The 17,166-nt window shown below is 36.7% G+C and carries 8 protein-coding genes, 1 tRNA gene, 3 rRNA genes and 1 other RNA gene; 12 read left to right on the top strand and 1 reads right to left on the bottom strand.

Features of this window, described 5'->3' with window-relative positions:
- Positions 1–276 precede the first annotated feature (276 nt).
- From MAEO_RS05780 to MAEO_RS05760, 6 genes are all read left to right on the top strand, one after another.
- A 16S ribosomal RNA gene (locus MAEO_RS05780) occupies positions 277–1,745 on the top strand.
- A gap of 51 nt (positions 1,746–1,796) precedes the next feature.
- Positions 1,797–1,869: transfer RNA gene (locus MAEO_RS05775), tRNA-Ala, on the top strand.
- A gap of 109 nt (positions 1,870–1,978) precedes the next feature.
- Positions 1,979–4,951: ribosomal RNA gene (locus MAEO_RS05770) — 23S ribosomal RNA — on the top strand.
- Positions 4,952–4,997: 46 nt separating this feature from the next.
- Positions 4,998–5,112, top strand: a 5S ribosomal RNA gene (gene rrf, locus MAEO_RS05765).
- The 16S, 23S and 5S rRNA genes sit together here with 1 tRNA gene alongside, the layout of an rRNA operon.
- Positions 5,113–5,281: 169 nt before the next feature.
- Positions 5,282–5,521: RNase P RNA component (gene rnpB / locus MAEO_RS07765), an RNA gene on the top strand.
- Positions 5,522–5,920: 399 nt separating this feature from the next.
- Complete coding sequence (locus tag MAEO_RS05760; protein ID WP_011973850.1) at positions 5,921–10,918, top strand: DNA-directed DNA polymerase II large subunit; 4,998 nt, start codon at positions 5,921–5,923, stop codon at positions 10,916–10,918.
- Between the two features lie 162 nt (positions 10,919–11,080).
- Here MAEO_RS05760 and MAEO_RS05755 read toward each other — a convergent pair whose 3' ends face one another.
- Positions 11,081–12,199: an AAA family ATPase gene (locus MAEO_RS05755; RefSeq protein ID WP_011973849.1), complete on the bottom strand. Its 1,119-nt coding sequence runs from the start codon at positions 12,197–12,199 to the stop codon at positions 11,081–11,083.
- A gap of 377 nt (positions 12,200–12,576) precedes the next feature.
- On the opposite strand from MAEO_RS05755, the gene MAEO_RS05750 reads away from it, so the two are divergent.
- The 6 genes from MAEO_RS05750 (at position 12,577) to MAEO_RS05725 (ending at position 17,072) form a co-directional block, all read left to right on the top strand.
- Positions 12,577–13,398 (top strand): SDH family Clp fold serine proteinase, encoded by an 822-nt coding sequence (locus tag MAEO_RS05750; RefSeq protein ID WP_048062392.1) that lies wholly within the window; start codon positions 12,577–12,579, stop codon positions 13,396–13,398.
- 161 nt (positions 13,399–13,559) lie between these two features.
- A complete protein-coding gene (locus tag MAEO_RS05745) occupies positions 13,560–13,886 on the top strand; it encodes a DUF192 domain-containing protein (protein ID WP_011973847.1) in 327 nt (108 codons plus the stop codon).
- A complete protein-coding gene (gene mtxX / locus MAEO_RS05740) occupies positions 13,877–14,629 on the top strand; it encodes a methanogenesis marker protein Mmp4/MtxX (RefSeq protein ID WP_011973846.1) in 753 nt (250 codons plus the stop codon). The genes MAEO_RS05745 and mtxX overlap by 10 nt, the downstream gene beginning before the upstream one ends.
- Positions 14,619–15,422 (top strand): polyprenyl diphosphate synthase, encoded by an 804-nt coding sequence (gene uppS / locus MAEO_RS05735; protein ID WP_048062391.1) that lies wholly within the window; start codon positions 14,619–14,621, stop codon positions 15,420–15,422. Before mtxX ends, uppS begins: the two co-directional genes overlap by 11 nt.
- 278 nt (positions 15,423–15,700) lie before the next feature.
- Positions 15,701–16,189, top strand: a complete 489-nt coding sequence (locus MAEO_RS05730) for a protease complex subunit PrcB family protein (RefSeq protein WP_048062390.1) — start codon at positions 15,701–15,703, stop codon at positions 16,187–16,189.
- Between the two features lie 70 nt (positions 16,190–16,259).
- The gene (locus MAEO_RS05725; RefSeq protein ID WP_011973843.1) at positions 16,260–17,072 is read left to right on the top strand and encodes an MBL fold metallo-hydrolase; all 813 of its coding nucleotides are present in this window, start codon (positions 16,260–16,262) and stop codon (positions 17,070–17,072) included.
- Positions 17,073–17,166 lie beyond the last annotated feature (94 nt).

The following is a 17,166-nucleotide window of genomic DNA, read 5'->3' as shown; positions in this document are numbered from 1 at the left end:
ATATTTTTTTATCGTATTGTCTTAGTCGAATATCTGGCAATTAGTAGTGGTTATTGAATATTTATGTTTATATTTATTATTGTTTCCAACCTAAAAACAATACAATACACAAACCACCAGCATATTATGCAAATGTGATAGCTTGAAGATAAGAAATAGTTCAAGTTTGATGTAAGCCCATAACCAAGTGATACTTGATAACGACCGAGTCAATTCCAAAATATATTGACCAACTCCTAAGAGTGGTTGTAAGGTTGTTTTACAGCCTTACAATTAATTCCGGTTGATCCCGCCGGAGGCTACTGCTATTGGGATTCGACTAAGCCATGCGAGTCTATGGACTTCGGTCCATGGCGGACGGCTCAGTAACACGTGGCTAACCTACCCTCAGGTGGGGCATAACCTCGGGAAACTGAGGATAATACCCCATAGGAAAAGAGGTTTGGAATAATCCTTTTCTGAAAGGATATCCGCCTGAGGATGGGGCTGCGTCCGATTAGGTAGTTGGTGGGGTAATGGCCCACCAAGCCTACGATCGGTACGGGCCTTGAGAGAGGGAGCCCGGAGATGGGGACTGAGACACGGCCCCAGGCCCTACGGGGCGCAGCAGGCGCGAAACCTCCACAATGCACGAAAGTGCGATGGGGGAATCCCAAGTGCCTATGCACAGCATAGGCTTTTCCCAAGTCTAAACAACTTGGGGAATAAGGGCTGGGCAAGTCCGGTGCCAGCAGCCGCGGTAACACCGGCGGCCCGAGTGGTAGCCACTCTTATTGGGCCTAAAGCGTCCGTAGCCTGTTCAGTAAGTCTCTGTTTAAATCCTACGGCTTAACCGTAGGGCTGGCAGAGATACTGCTGGACTTGGGACCGGGAGAGGAAGAGGGTACTTCGGGGGTAGCGGTGAAATGCGTTGATCCCTGAGGGACCACCTATGGCGAAGGCACTCTTCTGGAACGGGTCCGACGGTGAGGGACGAAAGCCAGGGGAGCGAACCGGATTAGATACCCGGGTAGTCCTGGCCGTAAACTTTGCGAACTAGGTGTCATCTGGACCTCGGGTCCAGGTGGTGCCGAAGGGAAGCCATTAAGTTCGCCGCCTGGGGAGTACGGTCGCAAGACTGAAACTTAAAGGAATTGGCGGGGGAGCACCACAACGGGTGGAGCCTGCGGTTTAATTGGATTCAACGCCGGGCATCTCACCAGGAGCGACAGCATGATGAAGGTCAGGTTGACGACCTTACCTGAAGCGCTGAGAGGTGGTGCATGGCCATCGTCAGCTCGTACCGCGAGGCGTCCTGTTAAGTCAGGTAACGAGCGAGACCCGTGCCCTATGTTGCTACTTTCTTCTCCGGAGGAAAGGCACTCATAGGGGACCGCTGGTGTTAAACCAGAGGAAGGAGCGGGCAACGATAGGTCCGCATGCCCCGAATCTCCTGGGCTACACGCGGGCTACAATGGTTAGGACAATGGGAAGCAACCCTGAGAAGGGAAGCAAATCTCTTAAACCTAATCGTAGTTCGGATCGTGGGCTGTAACTCGCCCACGTGAAGCTGGAATCCGTAGTAATCGCAGTTCATAATACTGCGGTGAATGTGTCCCTGCTCCTTGCACACACCGCCCGTCACACCACCCGAGTTGGGTTGAGGTGAGGCCCTAGCCTTTGGCTAAGGTCGAACCTGGGCTCAGCAAGGGGGGTGAAGTCGTAACAAGGTAGCCGTAGGGGAACCTGCGGCTGGATCACCTCCTAAGAAAAAAAGGTCGTTATCAAGCACTAAATGGTTATGGGCTAAGGACAATGGGCCCGTAGCTCAGTTGGGAGAGCGCCGCCCTTGCAAGGCGGAGGCCGTGGGTTCAAATCCCGCCGGGTCCATACGGAGTTATAATCCACAGGGTTATAACTTGAAACTGGATTGCAATATAGCAAATATTGCAAGTTGAAGGTTACGCATAGGTTTCTGTATCTGGTGATATCCAGATATTCCACATATCTATTACCCTATCTGGGGGATGGCTTGGCTTGGAACGCCTATGAAGGACGTGGTAAGCTGCGATAAGCTCATGCGAGGCGCATACAGCCGTAGAACATGAGATTTCCGAATGGGACTTCCTGCTCTTTTGAGCGATTCGTAAGAATCGGGAACGCGGGGGATTGAAGCATCTTAGTACCCGCAGGAAGAGAAATCAAACGAGATTCCGTTAGTAGAGGCGATTGAACACGGAACAGGGCAAACTGAATCCCGCAAGGGAGATGTGGTGTTATAGGAAATCTCTTACGACTTAGGAAAGGATGCCGAAGTTGTCTGGAAAGGCACATCATAGAGGGTGATAATCCCGTAGGTATAACTGACCTGAGTTTGAGATTTTCCTGAGTACCGTGCGTTGGATATCGCGCGGGAATTTGGGAGGCATCGACTTCCAACCCTAAATACGTTCCAAGACCGATAGTGCACTAGTACCGTGAGGGAAAGCTGAAAAGCACCCTTAACCGGGTGTGAAAAGTGCCTGAAACCAGATAGGTATCGTATGGCATGGCTCCAAAGGCAACTATTCCGAAGGAATCCATTGCAAAATGGTAGTACGAGGAATAGAGTCCAGAGTTGTGTCGTCCGTTTCGAAAAACGGGCCGGGGAGTATATTGTTGTGGCGAGCCTAAGACCTTTATGGTCGGAGGCGTAGGGAAACCAACAAGTCCGCAAGCTTTTGCTGAGGGACGGGGTCTTAAGGGCCCGGAGTCACAGCGATATGACCCGAAACCGGGCGATCTAGGCCAGGGCAAGGTGAAGTCCCTCATCAGAGGGATGGAGGCCTGCAGAGGTGCTGCCGTTCGAAGCGCTCTTCTGACCTTGGTCTAGGGGTGAAAGGCCAATCGAGCCCGGAGATAGCTGGTTCCCCCCGAAGTAACCCTAAGGTTAGCCGGAGGTTAGGTAGATGGCAGGGTAGAGCACTGATAGAGGGGTTAGGGGACGAAAGTCCTCGCCTTTCTGTCAAACTCCGAACCTGTTATCGCTGCAGCCTCTGAGAAAGGGCATACGGGTAAGCTGTATGTCCGAGACGGGAATAGCCGCGACTCAGGTTAAGGTCCCTAAGTACTGATTAAGTGTGAACACGAAGGGCGTCCTTGGCCTAAGACAGCAGGGAGGTTGGCTTAGAAGCAGCCATCCTTAAAAGAGTGCGTAACAGCTCACCTGTCGAGGTCAGGGGCCCCGAAAATGGACGGGGCTAAATCAGTTACCGAGACCTGAGGGCACCGAAAGGTGATCCGGTAGGGGGGCGTTCTGTAAGGGCAGAAGTTTGGCTGTGAAGTCAAATGGACCTTGTAGAAATGAAGATCCCGGTAGTAGTAACAGCACAAGTGGAGTGAGAATCTCCACCGCCGAAGGGGCAAGGGTTTCACAGCAATGTTCGTCAGCTGTGAGTAAGCCGGTCCTAACTTCCGAGGTAACTCCTTTGGAAGGAAAGGGAGACAGGTTAATATTCCTGTGCCATCTAAATACACGCGGCAACGCAAGGTTAGTTTCTGACGCTTCAGGGTATGCTAACTACTCTTGTCTGGGTAGTCAAATGTATAAGTCTGGGGAGAGTTGTAATAACGAGAACCAGATGAAAGCATGATGATCCATCCTTTAGGATGGTTTGGCAGATCTCTGGAGCCCGTGAAAAGGGAACTATCATGGATTTTAGATGACCGTACCCAGAACCGACACTGGTGCCCCTAGGTGAGTATCCTAAGGCGTATCGGATGAATCTAGTCGAGGGAAGTCGGCAAAATGGCTCCGTAACTTCGGGAGAAGGAGTGCCAGTGACCTTGTCAAGGGGTCGCTGGTCGCAGTGACCAGGGAGGTCCGACTGTTCAATACAAACACAGGTCTTAGCTAGTCTGAAAAGATGTGTACTAAGGCCGACGCCTGCCCAGTGCTGGTACGTGAACCCCGGGTTCAACCGGGCGAAGCGCCAGTAAACGGCGGGGGTAACTATAACCCTCTTAAGGTAGCGAAATTCCTTGTCGGGTAAGTTCCGACCTGCATGAATGGCGTAACGAGACCTCCACTGTCCCCGACTAGAATCCGGTGAACCTACCATTCCGGTGCAAAGGCCGGAGACTTCCAGTGGGAAGCGAAGACCCCGTGGAGCTTTACTGCAGCCTGTCGTTGGGGCATGATTGTGGGTGTACAGTGTAGGTGGGAGCCATCGAAACCTTCTCGCTAGGGAAGGTGGAGGCGTCCATGGGACACCACCCTCCTATGATCATGTCCCTTACCCAAGTATGGGGACACCGGTAGGTGGGCAGTTTGGCTGGGGCGGTACCCTCCTAAAAATGCATCAGGAGGGCCCAAAGGTTGGCTCAAGCGGGTCAGGACTCCGCTGTTGAGTGTAAGGGCAAAAGCCAGCCTGACTTAGTTGTCCACAATACGCAACTAAGAGACGAAAGTCGGGCCTAACGAACCCCTGTGCCTCACCGATGGAGGCCAGGGATGACAGAAAAGCTACCCCGGGGATAACAGAGTTGTCGCGGGCAAGAGCCCATATCGACCCCGCGGCTTGCTACCTCGATGTCGGTTTTTCCCATCCTGGATCTGCAGCAGGATCCAAGGGTGGGGCTGTTCGCCCATTAAAGGGGATCATGAGCTGGGTTTAGACCGTCGTGAGACAGGTTGGTTGCTATCTGCTGGAAGTGTTGGCTGTCTGAGGGAAAGGTGGTTCTAGTACGAGAGGAACGAGCCGCCGGTGCCTCTAGTTTATCGGTTGTCCGACAGGGCATTGCCGAGCCGCCACGCACCAAGGGATAAGAGCTGAAAGCATCTAAGCTCGAAGTCCATCCTGAAAACAGACAGCCGTCCTTCTAGGAGGCGAGGGGTCCCATAGAAGATGGGTTTGATAGGCTAGGAATGTAAGCATCAAGGTTTTCCGAGATGTTTAGTTCGCTAGTACTAACCCCCCAAGAGATATTGGAATATCTGGACACTTAAAGATACAGGAACCTACTTTATTGTTTTCTGACATAACGGTCATAGCGAAGGTGTTATATCCGATCCCATTCCGATCTCGGAAATCAAGCCCTTCAGCGATTCCCTAAGTACTGCCATTCGGTGGAAACAGGGAGACGCTGTTAGTCATTTTTTTAAATATACGATTTTTATTATGGTTTAACTTTTAATTTATGTTTAGTTTTTATTATGATTTAGCTTTTCGGGTTTTCGAGTGTTATATGTATTCTCATAGTATTCGTTAAACCGATAACATAATATATACTAATAAAATATTGTAATATGATTATATTGATGGCAAGAGAACTGGCGACTCCTTATAGGAGGAAGCTCCGCCCACCCACAATATGTGCAATGTCCTGAGAAGGGCTGGGTTTCAGTGTATAGAAACGATATGGCCTCGAAGCAGATGACAATGATATAATTTGAGGAGCTCCGAGAATCCAGTGAAACGAGACTACCCCACATGGGTGCAAGCAGTATTGTGCTTAGCCGAATGTCGCCGAAATTACAGAAGGCGGGCTATAGGTCTCATGCCATTATTTTTTTAAACAATCATATTTGTATAATTAATTATATGGTTTTTTTATAGTATGTTCGAGAACTCTTTACATCATATATTCTATGTTCCTTATCATTTTGTTATATTATATTAAATACAGCAAGATAGCATAGGATGATAGAGAACGAATTGAATAAAATCCGAAGGATTATAACTCAAATTCTGTAAGAATTTGACTTTTCGAACACACTATATAGTCAATCTTCGAACTGTTTCACCATATATTTATATAAATAACTATATTTTATTAATGTATTCATTGCACTTAATTATTTGGAACAATAAAGGGACAGTTTTTGAACTTACTATAATATACCTAAAATTATTAATATCATATAATCTATACTATTTTTAAATATATATTTGGTGAATATATGGTTCATGTGAAAGCATCAAAGGAAATGGAATTTTATTTTAATAATATTTTAGAAAATGTTAAAGAAATTTACAATATTGCTGAAAAATGCAGAAATAAAGGATATGATGTAAATAATTATGTAGAAATACCACTTGCTAATGATATGGCAGACAGGGTTGAGGGAATTGTAGGTCCAAAAAATGTATCTGGTAGAATAAGGGAATTAGTTATAGAATTGGGTAAAGAGCCAGCTGCTCTTGAAGTGGCAAAAGAAATTGTTGAAGGAAAATTTGGAACAGACTCTCCCGAAGTATTGGCGGAACAGGCAGTAAGAACAGCGTTAGCTATAATTACAGAAGGAATTGTTGCAGCCCCTCTTGAAGGTATTGCAGGGGTAAAAATAAAAACCAACAAAGATAATAGTAAATATTTAGCAATATATTTTGCAGGACCTATTAGAAGTGCAGGAGGTACAGCTCAGGCATTGGCGGTATTAGTCGGAGATTATGTTAGAAAAAATATGGGATTAAATAAATATATCCCAAGCGAAGATGAAATAGAACGATATGTTGAGGAAGTGGATTTATACCAATCAGAAGTCGGAGGTTTTCAATATTCTCCATCACCTGATGAGATACGGACCGCTGTAAAAAATATATCCATAGAAATTACTGGGGAGACTACCGATGATGTGGAGGTTAGTGGCCATAGGGATTTGGATAGAGTAGAAACAAATTGTATACGGGGTGGAGCTCTCCTTGCACTTGTAGAGGGTGTGCTGTTAAAATCTCCAAAAATTTTAAGGCATGTTGATAAACTTGGTATGGAAGGATGGGATTGGTTAAAACAATTAAAGGAAAAAAAGAAAGATGAGGATGAGGAAAAATCTGATGAATTAAAAGGCGAAGACGAAAACACCGAATTTACCGATGAAGAATTAGAGGAATATCATAAAATATATGATGATGTGGAGATTGAAGCAGTAACTAAGTTTATAGGGGATGTAATTGCGGGAAGACCTGTTTTTGCGCATCCTTCCACAAATGGAGGATTTAGGTTAAGATATGGTAGAAGTAGAAATACAGGTTTTGCAACAGATGGATTTCACCCTGCCCTTATGTATCTTGTAGATGAATTTATGGCAATTGGAACGCAGTTAAAAACTGAAAGACCGGGAAAAGCAACCTGTGTTGTTCCAGTAGATAGCATTGAACCACCAATCGCAAAATTAAAAAATGGGACGGTATTAAAAATAGATACAATCGAAAAAGCAATAGAATACAGGAAATCAGTTGAAGAAATATTGTTTTTAGGAGATATACTTGTAAATTATGGGGATTTTTTGGAGAATAACCATAATCTTGTTCCATCTAGTTGGTGCGAAGAATGGTATGAAAAAATATTAATTTCAAAAAACATAAAATATACCGATGAATTTATAAATAATCCAACTCCCAAAGAAGCTACGATATATGCATTAAACACAAACACGCCACTACACCCAAAATATACCTATTATTGGCATGATGTATCAAAAGAGGACATATTACAGTTAAGAAATTGGTTATTAACTGGAAAAGAAGAAATAATTGATAATAATAATAATAATAATAATAATAATAATAATAATTTTGATGCCATTAATAGCAGTTGGAAAATACAATACAACAATAAAGATGAAAACAATATAAAATCAAAAAGAATATTAGAATTAATTGGATGCCCCCACGATGTAATTTATTCTGAAAATAAAGAACAATATATAATCATAGACGAATATTATCCTTTATTATATTCATTGGGGTATGATATTGAAAATAATAAGGATTTATTAGAAAATCAAAATTTAGAAGAAAAATGTCAAAAATCAAAAAATCCAATACATTTTATAAATTTGCTTTCGCAATTTGAAATAAAAAGAAAGGCATACATTTACATCGGTGCAAGAATGGGGCGACCAGAAAAAGCAGCCCCTAGAAAAATGAAGCCACCAGTAAATAGTTTATTCCCGATAGGTAATGCAGGGGGCGTAGTTAGGCTAATAAATAAAGCGGTGGAAACAAATACCACAGACAATATTGAATTATATTCTGGAATTTGCCCAAATTGTGGTAAGTTGGGATTATATAATAAATGTCTATTCTGTGGAGCTCCTGTAAAATTATCGGGACCAACTACCGTGGAGCTCCCAATAAAAGATTATTGGTATAAGTCATTAGAAAATTTAAAAATAAATAAGCCCGGAAATGTAAAATGTATTAAAGGTATGACATCAAAGGACAAAATAGTTGAACCCCTTGAAAAAGGAATATTGCGGGCAGTAAATGATGTATTTGTATTTAAAGATGGAACTCTTAGATATGATTGCACCGATGTTCCATTAACTCATTTTAAACCCTCGGAAATAAATATATCAATAGAAAAATTAAAAGAATTAGGATATGATAAGGATATACGAGGAGCTCCCATAGAACACCCCGACCAAATAATTGAATTAAAAATTCAAGATGTTATTATTCCAAATAATTGTGCCGAATATTTTATTAGGGCTACAAAGTTTATCGATGATTTACTTGAAAAATTTTATAAAAAAGATAGATTTTACAATGTAAAAGAAAAAGATGATTTAATTGGGCATTTAGTAATAGGAATGGCACCACACACCTCCGCAGGAATGGTTGGTAGGATAATAGGATATTGTAATGCCTATGTTGGTTATGCCCATCCATATTTCCATGCCTCAAAGAGAAGAAATTGCTTCCCCCCAAATACAACTATATTGGTAAATATTAACGGAGAAGTAAAAAGAATTACAATTGAGGAGCTTTACAACCTATACGATAATGAATATTACAAAAATATGGCATATATTAAAAAAGACATTAAAAATAACAATAACATCAAGGTTTATTCTTTTGATACATTAAATAAAAAAATGGTTTTAACAGATATTGAGGAAGTTTTAAAAATACAATCTCCAAACCATCTTGTGAATATAGGACTTGACACAGGAAGAAGTTTTGAAACCACACCAGACCATCCAGTAATGGTATATGATGAAAAAGAGGATAAATTTATAAAAAAGAATGCAATGGATGTTGAAGAAAACGACTTAATGTTAATTCCAAAATTGGATTTTGAGGAAGATGAAGAGCAAGAGCAAGATAATATTGAACATATCGATTTGTTGGCGGAGCTCTCAAAAGAAGAGTATAAAAATATGTGGGAGCTCCTAAGAATTAGGGGAATATCTGATTGGATAAAAAATAATATTCAAAAGCACTGTTTAAAAGAAAAAAATGAGAATGGAAAAGAAAACCTGATTAAAAATATTGCCAAATATATAAAACAAGACACAATACCATTGAATTTACTGTTAAAAATATTAAAAAATGCAGAATTAAATATAACTGATGTTCCAAAGGACGCATTTATTGCAGTAAGGCGAGATAAAGTAAATATAAGAAGAATTATCAAAATCGAACCGTTATTAAAAATAATTGGTTATTATTTGGCAGAAGGATATATGAGGAAAACCAGTAGCGTTTATCAAATAAACTTCTCAAATTACGATGAGGAAGTAATTAAAGATATTAAAAATTCATTAAATGAGGCATTTGGAGATGGATTTGGAATATATGAAAAAGATGGAAAAATAACCGTTGGTTCAAGAATAATATATTTATTATTCACAGAGATATTGAAGACAGGAATAAATGCACATAATAAAAGAGTGCCTTCATTCATATTCAAACTTCCAAAGGAAAAAGTTAAATTAATGCTTTCAGCATACTTCACAGGAGATGGAAGTGCCGTAAAAACAAGACCTATTGTAGTAATATATAGTGCAAATAAGAAATTATTGGAAGATATTGATACATTAATGATATCAAAATTTGGACTGTATGGGAACTGGGGCGCGGATAAAAATGCAAATGGAAGAAAAGGAAATGTTGTAATGAAATATCATGAAAAAAGAGAAACTGAAATTCCAAAATCGACAGTTTATAGAATTGATTATAATGGAATACAGGCAATGAAATATTTTGAAAATATAGGATTTACATCTTCTAAAAAACAAAATATCTATGAATTACATACACATAAGAATTTTAAAGCGAAAAAAGGCTTAAAAGAATATGGTTACATTGTTAAGGTTAGGAATAAGTCCATCATCAAAGCAGAAGATGAATTTGTATATTCTCTAAACGCAAAAAAATATCATAATGTGGTTATAAATTCAAATATTCAAATGCACAATTGTGACGGCGACGAAGACGGAATTTTCTTGCTTTTAGACGCATTTCTGAACTTTTCCAAACGATTTTTGCCAGATAAAAGGGGAGGACAAATGGACGCACCACTGGTATTAACCACATTGTTAGACCCAAAAGAGGTAGATGGAGAGGTGCATAATCTTGATACTATGTGGGAGTATCCTTTGGAATTTTACGAAAAAACTCTTGAAATGCCAACTCCAAAAGATATAAAGGAATTGATTGAAACAGTTGAAGATAGGTTGGACAAACCATCCCAATATGAAAAATTGGGATATACTCATGAAACCACAGATATTAGCAATGGGCCATTGATATGTGCATATAAAACATTGGGCTCAATGCTTGAAAAAACAGATGCTCAATTAACCGTTGCAAGAAAAATACGGGCAACCTATGAACGAGATGTGGCCGAGAAGGTAATTCAATCCCACTTTGTGCCTGATTTAATTGGTAATTTAAGGGCATTTTCTAGGCAGGGATTTAGATGTAAATGCGGGGCAAAATACAGACGAGTCCCTTTAAAGGGAGTATGTAGAAAATGTGGAAGTAAATTAATATTGACAGTTTCAAAAGGAGCAGTTGAGAAATATATGGGCGTATCTCAAACAATGGCTGAAAAATACAATGCAAGTGATTATGTAAAACAGAGATTGGAATTAATAAAAGAAGGTATTGATAATTTATTCCAAAGTGATAAAAGAAAACAGGTGAAAATAGAGGATTTCTTTAAATAATAAAATATAAAATATAATAATTTTTTATTTATAGTCAATCATCGGTCGTTTTCATAAATATGCCTAATTAAAGCCAAAATCCGTATTATATTACTAAAAATGAATAGTAAATATGCGTTCTAATTTAGAACGAATAAGGAACAGTTATTGAACTTACCATATTTACGCATATAAATGTAAAGGCTCTTTTTTTCCGCCTTTTAACTTATTTAATATAATATCTAAATCTTTCTCTTCAATTGAATTTTTGTCCTCTAAAATTGCTTTATGGAGTGCTGGTTTTATTAGTTTCTCTTTTATGTCCCTACCACTCATGCCTTTTGTTTTTTCCACATATTTTTTTAAATTAATATTTTTTGTGTTAAGTGGTATTTTACCCATATAGAGCTTCATGATTTTTAATCTATCTTCATCATTCGGAGCTTCGAATTTAATTTCTTCTTCAAACCTACTTCTTATGGCATTATCTAACATATCGGGATTATTTGTTGCCGCAATTGTAATAATGCCGTCATTATCATGTATTCCGTCTAATTCTGTAAGTAGGGCATTTACAATTTCAGAAACATCCCCTCTTAATGATTGATACTGTCGGCTTAAAGCTATTGCATCTATTTCATCTATGAAAATGATGCAAGGTTTACTGCTTGATGCTTTTTCATATAATTCTTGGATTTGTTTTGAGCCATCTCCTACATGGTCACCTATTAATTCCGTTGCTTTAATTAAATACAATGGAACATCGGTTTCAGTTGCCAAAGCTCTTGCTAACAAAGTTTTTCCAGTTCCCGGAGCTCCGTAAAATAATATGTTTTTGGGTGCCCACTCTCCAAATATTTCTGGATTTTCAAGATATTTCATTATTATTTTGCATTTTTTCTTTGCCTCATTTTGCCCTATAACTTCATCAAATTTAACATTTTTAACTAATTTATTATCGTGGGTTCTCGCGGTTTTTAATTTAAAAAATGTGTTTCTCGTGATTAGTCCGCCTTCTTTGGGGTGTGTATTAATAACTTTAAATGCATAATCGGGAATAAGAGTACCATCAAATAAATATTCTCCTTCTTTTATCACTTCATTGGCCCACTGGTCTCTCGCATATACATTAAATAAATCATGATTATCAACGCTAACTTTTAGATTCTCGCCATTTATATTAATTGGAAATCCAATGGGTTCTAATATTACATACTTCAAAGCAGTAATATCCTCTGGAACATCTTGGAGCTCCGCAATATTTGGTTTTATTTTAATCGTATTAAGTGTTATTCTACTCATAATGCACCTCTGTGCTAATATTGGCACATATTAATGTATTATATATCCAATAGATGATAATTGTTATATTATATATAAACAAACATAAATATATAGCATATATTATATTGTATATATTATATTGTATATATCATATGGTGTATATATAGTATCATATTGTTGGTGTGTTCGAAACAGTTGTTCATTGTAAGTCAAATTTCCAAAGGAAATTTTGAAATTTCATTGTTTCGTGCGGGGTAAATCTTCGGACTATTTATATAAATATATTATTGTAATTTATGAAAATATCGAAATATGACTTAATATTTTGGAACACATAAAGAATATTTACCATAGTTCTTGAACATATAATATATTAATTTAAATTTGGGTGAATTATGTTGGCTATAGATAATATTTTTTGGATATTTTTCATATTCTTATTCTTTTATCCTCAGTTAATGTTTAAATTAAAATTAATACAAAGATATAATTGCATAAAGAAACTTGAAAAAGAGAGAAAAACAAGAGTAATCGCAATGATACATAGGCAGGAAACATTGGCTTTATTTGGTATTCCATTGTATCGGTTTATAAATATGGAAGATAGTGAAGAAGTTCTGCGAGCAATTAGGATGACTTCTGATGATGTCCCCATAGATTTAATACTTCATACTCCCGGAGGGCTTGTGCTTGCGAGTGAGCAAATAGCCATGGCTTTAAAAGAACATAAGGCAAAAACTACCGTAATAATACCCCATTATGCCATGAGCGGAGGTAGTTTAATATCTCTTGCCGTAGATGAAATAATAATGGATAAAAATGCAGTTATGGGGCCGGTTGACCCTCAAATTGGACAATATCCTGCTGCATCTATATTAAATGTTATAGATACAAAGTATGTAGATGAATTGGAAGACGAAACATTAATTTTAGGAGACATAGCAAAAAAAGCAATAAATCAAGTGGGGGAGTTTGTATATTGGTTATTAAAAGATAAAATGAGTGAAGAAAAAGCAAAATATATTACTGAATTGATATCTACGGGAGTATGGACGCATGATTATCCTCTTACAATCAATAAGTTAAAGGATATGGGCATAAAAGTAAATACAAATGTTCCAAAAACAATGTATGATTTATTTGATTTATACAAACAACCAACCGGTCAAAAACCATCGGTTCAATATGTTCCTGCCCCGTATGGTAAGATAAAATAAATATAAACTACATCAAACTACCTCTAAATTATTATTAATTTAATTCAATAACATAAAATTTGAGTTTATCATATATGGCCTGAAAAAGACCGAATATTACTATGACTTAATAAATCCATGAAATTTGACTTTTTAAACACACACCATATCGGGGGGAGAATATGCCAGAAATTCAATTAAATAATAAAACATATAATTTAAATGTGGCAGATAATTTTATAAAACGAGCATTTGGATTAATGTTTAAAGATATAAATCACAATGAGGGGCTTATATTTTACTATGGCAAACGAAAGCTCCATATCCATACATTTTTTATGAAATATCCCATAGATGTAATTTTTTTATACAACAATGAAGTTGTGGATATTGCCAAAAATTTAAAACCATGGAAAACATATAACTCAAAGGTTTATTCTAATTCTATGATTGAGATAAGGAGCTCCCAAAATTTTAATATTAATATTGGTGATAAATTATGTATCTAATGGGCATCGGTGAAAACAAAAAAGAAATTTTAAAGGCATATCAAGCATTAGTGTGGGAAGGAATTGATGTTCAGTTAGTGGATGATTCCCGGGAGCTCCTTGACAAAACCATAAATAATGAAGTAGATGGTGCCATAAGGGGTTCATTATCTTCTTCTGAAATTATGCCATTGTTAAAAAAAGAAATTGGAGAATTTTACAGAGCATCAATATTAAAAAATCCATTTACAGATGATATTTTTTTATTATGTCCCGTGGGAATTGATGAAGTTAATAATATTCAAGATAAAATAAATATAATAAATTATTCAATAAATTTTTTAAAATCAAAAAATATTGTTCCAAAAGTCGGGCTTTTATCTGCGGGAAGGTTGTCGGATTATGGGAGAAGTGAGAAAATTGATAATTCATTAAATGAATGTGAAAATATAATTAAATATTTTAAAAAAATATACAATAATGAAGACAGTGAAAATGATAACATATTGGAAACAGAGGACGGTATTATAATACACCATAATGGCATATTAATAGAAGAATACCTAAAAAACGGATACAACATAATAATAGCACCCGACGGAATTTCTGGGAATTTAATATTTAGATGTTTGGGTTTAGTATGTAAGATGGAAGGATATGGTGCAGTGATTTTAAATGATAAAGATATAAAATTTATAGATACCAGTAGAAGCGGGGATTGGAAAAGATATTATAATGCCATAAAATTCTTAAATGGTGATTAATTTGTTGGTAGAAATTTACGATTTTATGACTAAATTGGGAATTTACAAATATTATGAAAAAATGCTTGAAAGAAAGTTAGATAAAAAAAATATCCCAAAACATATCGGAGTAATCATGGATGGAAATCGGAGAATGACTAAGACAATTGGAAGTAAATCCATGATTGGCCATAAAATCGGTGCTAAAAAAAGTTTGGAGTTTGTAGATTGGTGTGTTAATTTAGGGGTAAAAGTAATTACGCTATATTCTTTTTCACAGGAGAATTTTAATAGGTCTAAGGAAGAAGTAGATTTTTTAATGGATTTGTTTGAACAAGAATTTATGGCCACAGCAGACGACAGTATGGTTCATAAAAAAAAGATAAGAATAAAGGCGATAGGGCGAGTAGATTTGCTTCCCGAGCGAGTTAGGAAAGCAATAGATTATGCAGAAGAAAGAACAAAAGACTATAATAATTATTATGTAAATGTTGCAATTGCCTATGGCGGACAGCAGGAAATTGTAGATGCCATAAAAGATATAGCATATAAAATAAAAAACAATGAATTAAATGTTGAGGATATATCTGTTAATACAATATCTGAACGACTATATACTTCACATTTACCCCACCCTAATCCAGATTTAATAATTAGAACATCGGGCGAGGAGAGAATTAGTAATTTTTTAACATGGCAGTCCATATATTCAGAACTTTATTTTTGTGAAGTGTATTGGCCTCAATTTAGAAAAATAGATTTTCTAAGAGCAATTCGGGATTATCAAAAGAGAAAAAGACGATATGGAAAGTAAAAATATAGTAAGTTCAATAACTGTCCCTTATCCGCCATATCGTAAAAATTCCTCTGGAATTTTGAGGTCCCCCCGAGATTCAATAATCTCTGATTATTGCATATCGTAAAAATCGCTTTGCGATTTTGAGAATTATTAAATAAAATCTCTTCGAGATTTTGTACAAAATCGAAGATTTTGTAAACAAATTTCTTAATTTATTGATAATAGGTTAGATTTTAGCTTAATCATAAGCGGTTTAGTGAAAAAGACCGAAGATTGACTAAATGAGGGATATAATGGTATTAAAAATAATAACGATAATATGTATTTTATTTCTGAGTTTGTCCTGTTGTTTGGATAATTTTAATGATGAAGTCAATACTATCAATAATAATCACAATAATACCAACAACATAAAAAATAACACGATAAACAATAATAATAAAAATAATATTATTATCAATAATATGTCGAATAACATTTCTGTCAATATGTCTGCTGAGTATAATATAGTTAAATTTGGAACTCATGGTAATGATAAACCATCATATAGTATAATAGCAGATAATAAATATAATAAAACTACAATATACATTTACGCTGGAAAAAAACCAAGTAGTGATTATAAAATTAAAATATCAAAAATAATAAAGGATAATAACAATAATTTGATTATATATATGAATGAAACACAACCAAATAACCCCGATATGATAATTACTTCTCCATATGTTGTTGTTAGGGTTAGTGGGATATATAATAATGTTAATATCGTATTTAAATGATTAATAAAAATAATAATATAAAATATACTAATATTTTAGAATAAAGATAAACAATTATGGGGGTGATAATTTGCACGCTGAGATAATATTTTTAGGTGCTGGCGGGGGACGATGGGCAACTATAACCCAAAATAGGGGGACAGGAGGATTTAGAATACACACGGAAAAAACAAATTTACATATAGACCCGGGTCCCGGAGCTCTGGTAAGGATGGCAGATTTAAAATTAATACCATATTATACAAATGCTATTTTTATATCTCATGACCATCCCGACCACTACACCGATGCCGAAGTTATGATAGAGGCAATGACATATGGTATGACAAAAAATATTGGTTATATTATAAGTAATATTTCTGTATTGAATGGATATGAAAAATATGAAAATGCAATATCCAAATATCACCAATCTAAATCAGAAATTCATATATTAAACCCAAAAGAGTCTGCAAATATACATGATATTGAATTAATAGCCACACCAACAAAACATGGAGACCCAAAAGGGATTGGATGTAGGGTAAAAACTAATAAAGGAGATATTGGATATACAAGCGATACCGAATTAATTGAACCATTAAAAGACTGTTTTGATGGCGTTAGGGTGCTTGTGGCAAATGTGGTTAGGAAAAAAAATAATAAATTAAAAGGTCATTTATGTTCAAATGATTTAATAGATTTGTTAAATAGTATGAAAAATAAGCCAGAACTCGTAGTTATTAATCATATTGGAGTTAAAATGACAAATCCCATTAAGGAGTGCGAATATATTAAGGATAATACATCAGTTAAAATAATCCCTGCTAAAATAGGTTTAAAAATAGAATTATATGATAAACGGATAAATATATCCTATTTGGGCAAAAAAACAGAGGAATAGATATATATTCTTTGTTATCTCTATTTTTATATTTTTATTTATATTATTTTAAGGAGCTCCTAATCTATAGTCAATCTTCGGTCTTTTTCACTAA

Origin of the sequence: Methanococcus aeolicus Nankai-3 (genome assembly GCF_000017185.1) — an archaeon.
Classification (GTDB): Archaea; AGJL01; Methanococci; order Methanococcales; family Methanococcaceae; genus Methanofervidicoccus; species Methanofervidicoccus aeolicus.
The sequence above is the reverse complement of the archived record's forward strand: the minus strand, read 5'-3'. Positions and strand labels throughout refer to the sequence as shown.

What these genes read in the sequence shown, in the direction of transcription:
- MAEO_RS05745 (WP_011973847.1), top strand. Translation starts at nt 13,560, where the DNA reads ATGCCAGAAATTCAATTAAATAATAAAACATATAATTTAAATGTGGCA.
- MAEO_RS05750 (WP_048062392.1), top strand. Translation starts at nt 12,577, where the DNA reads ATGTTGGCTATAGATAATATTTTTTGGATATTTTTCATATTCTTATTC.
- MAEO_RS05730 (WP_048062390.1), top strand. Translation starts at nt 15,701, where the DNA reads ATGGTATTAAAAATAATAACGATAATATGTATTTTATTTCTGAGTTTG.
- uppS (WP_048062391.1), top strand. Translation starts at nt 14,619, where the DNA reads ATGGTGATTAATTTGTTGGTAGAAATTTACGATTTTATGACTAAATTG.
- mtxX (WP_011973846.1), top strand. Translation starts at nt 13,877, where the DNA reads ATGTATCTAATGGGCATCGGTGAAAACAAAAAAGAAATTTTAAAGGCA.
- MAEO_RS05755 (WP_011973849.1), bottom strand. Translation starts at nt 12,199, where the DNA reads ATGAGTAGAATAACACTTAATACGATTAAAATAAAACCAAATATTGCG.
- MAEO_RS05760 (WP_011973850.1), top strand. Translation starts at nt 5,921, where the DNA reads ATGGTTCATGTGAAAGCATCAAAGGAAATGGAATTTTATTTTAATAAT.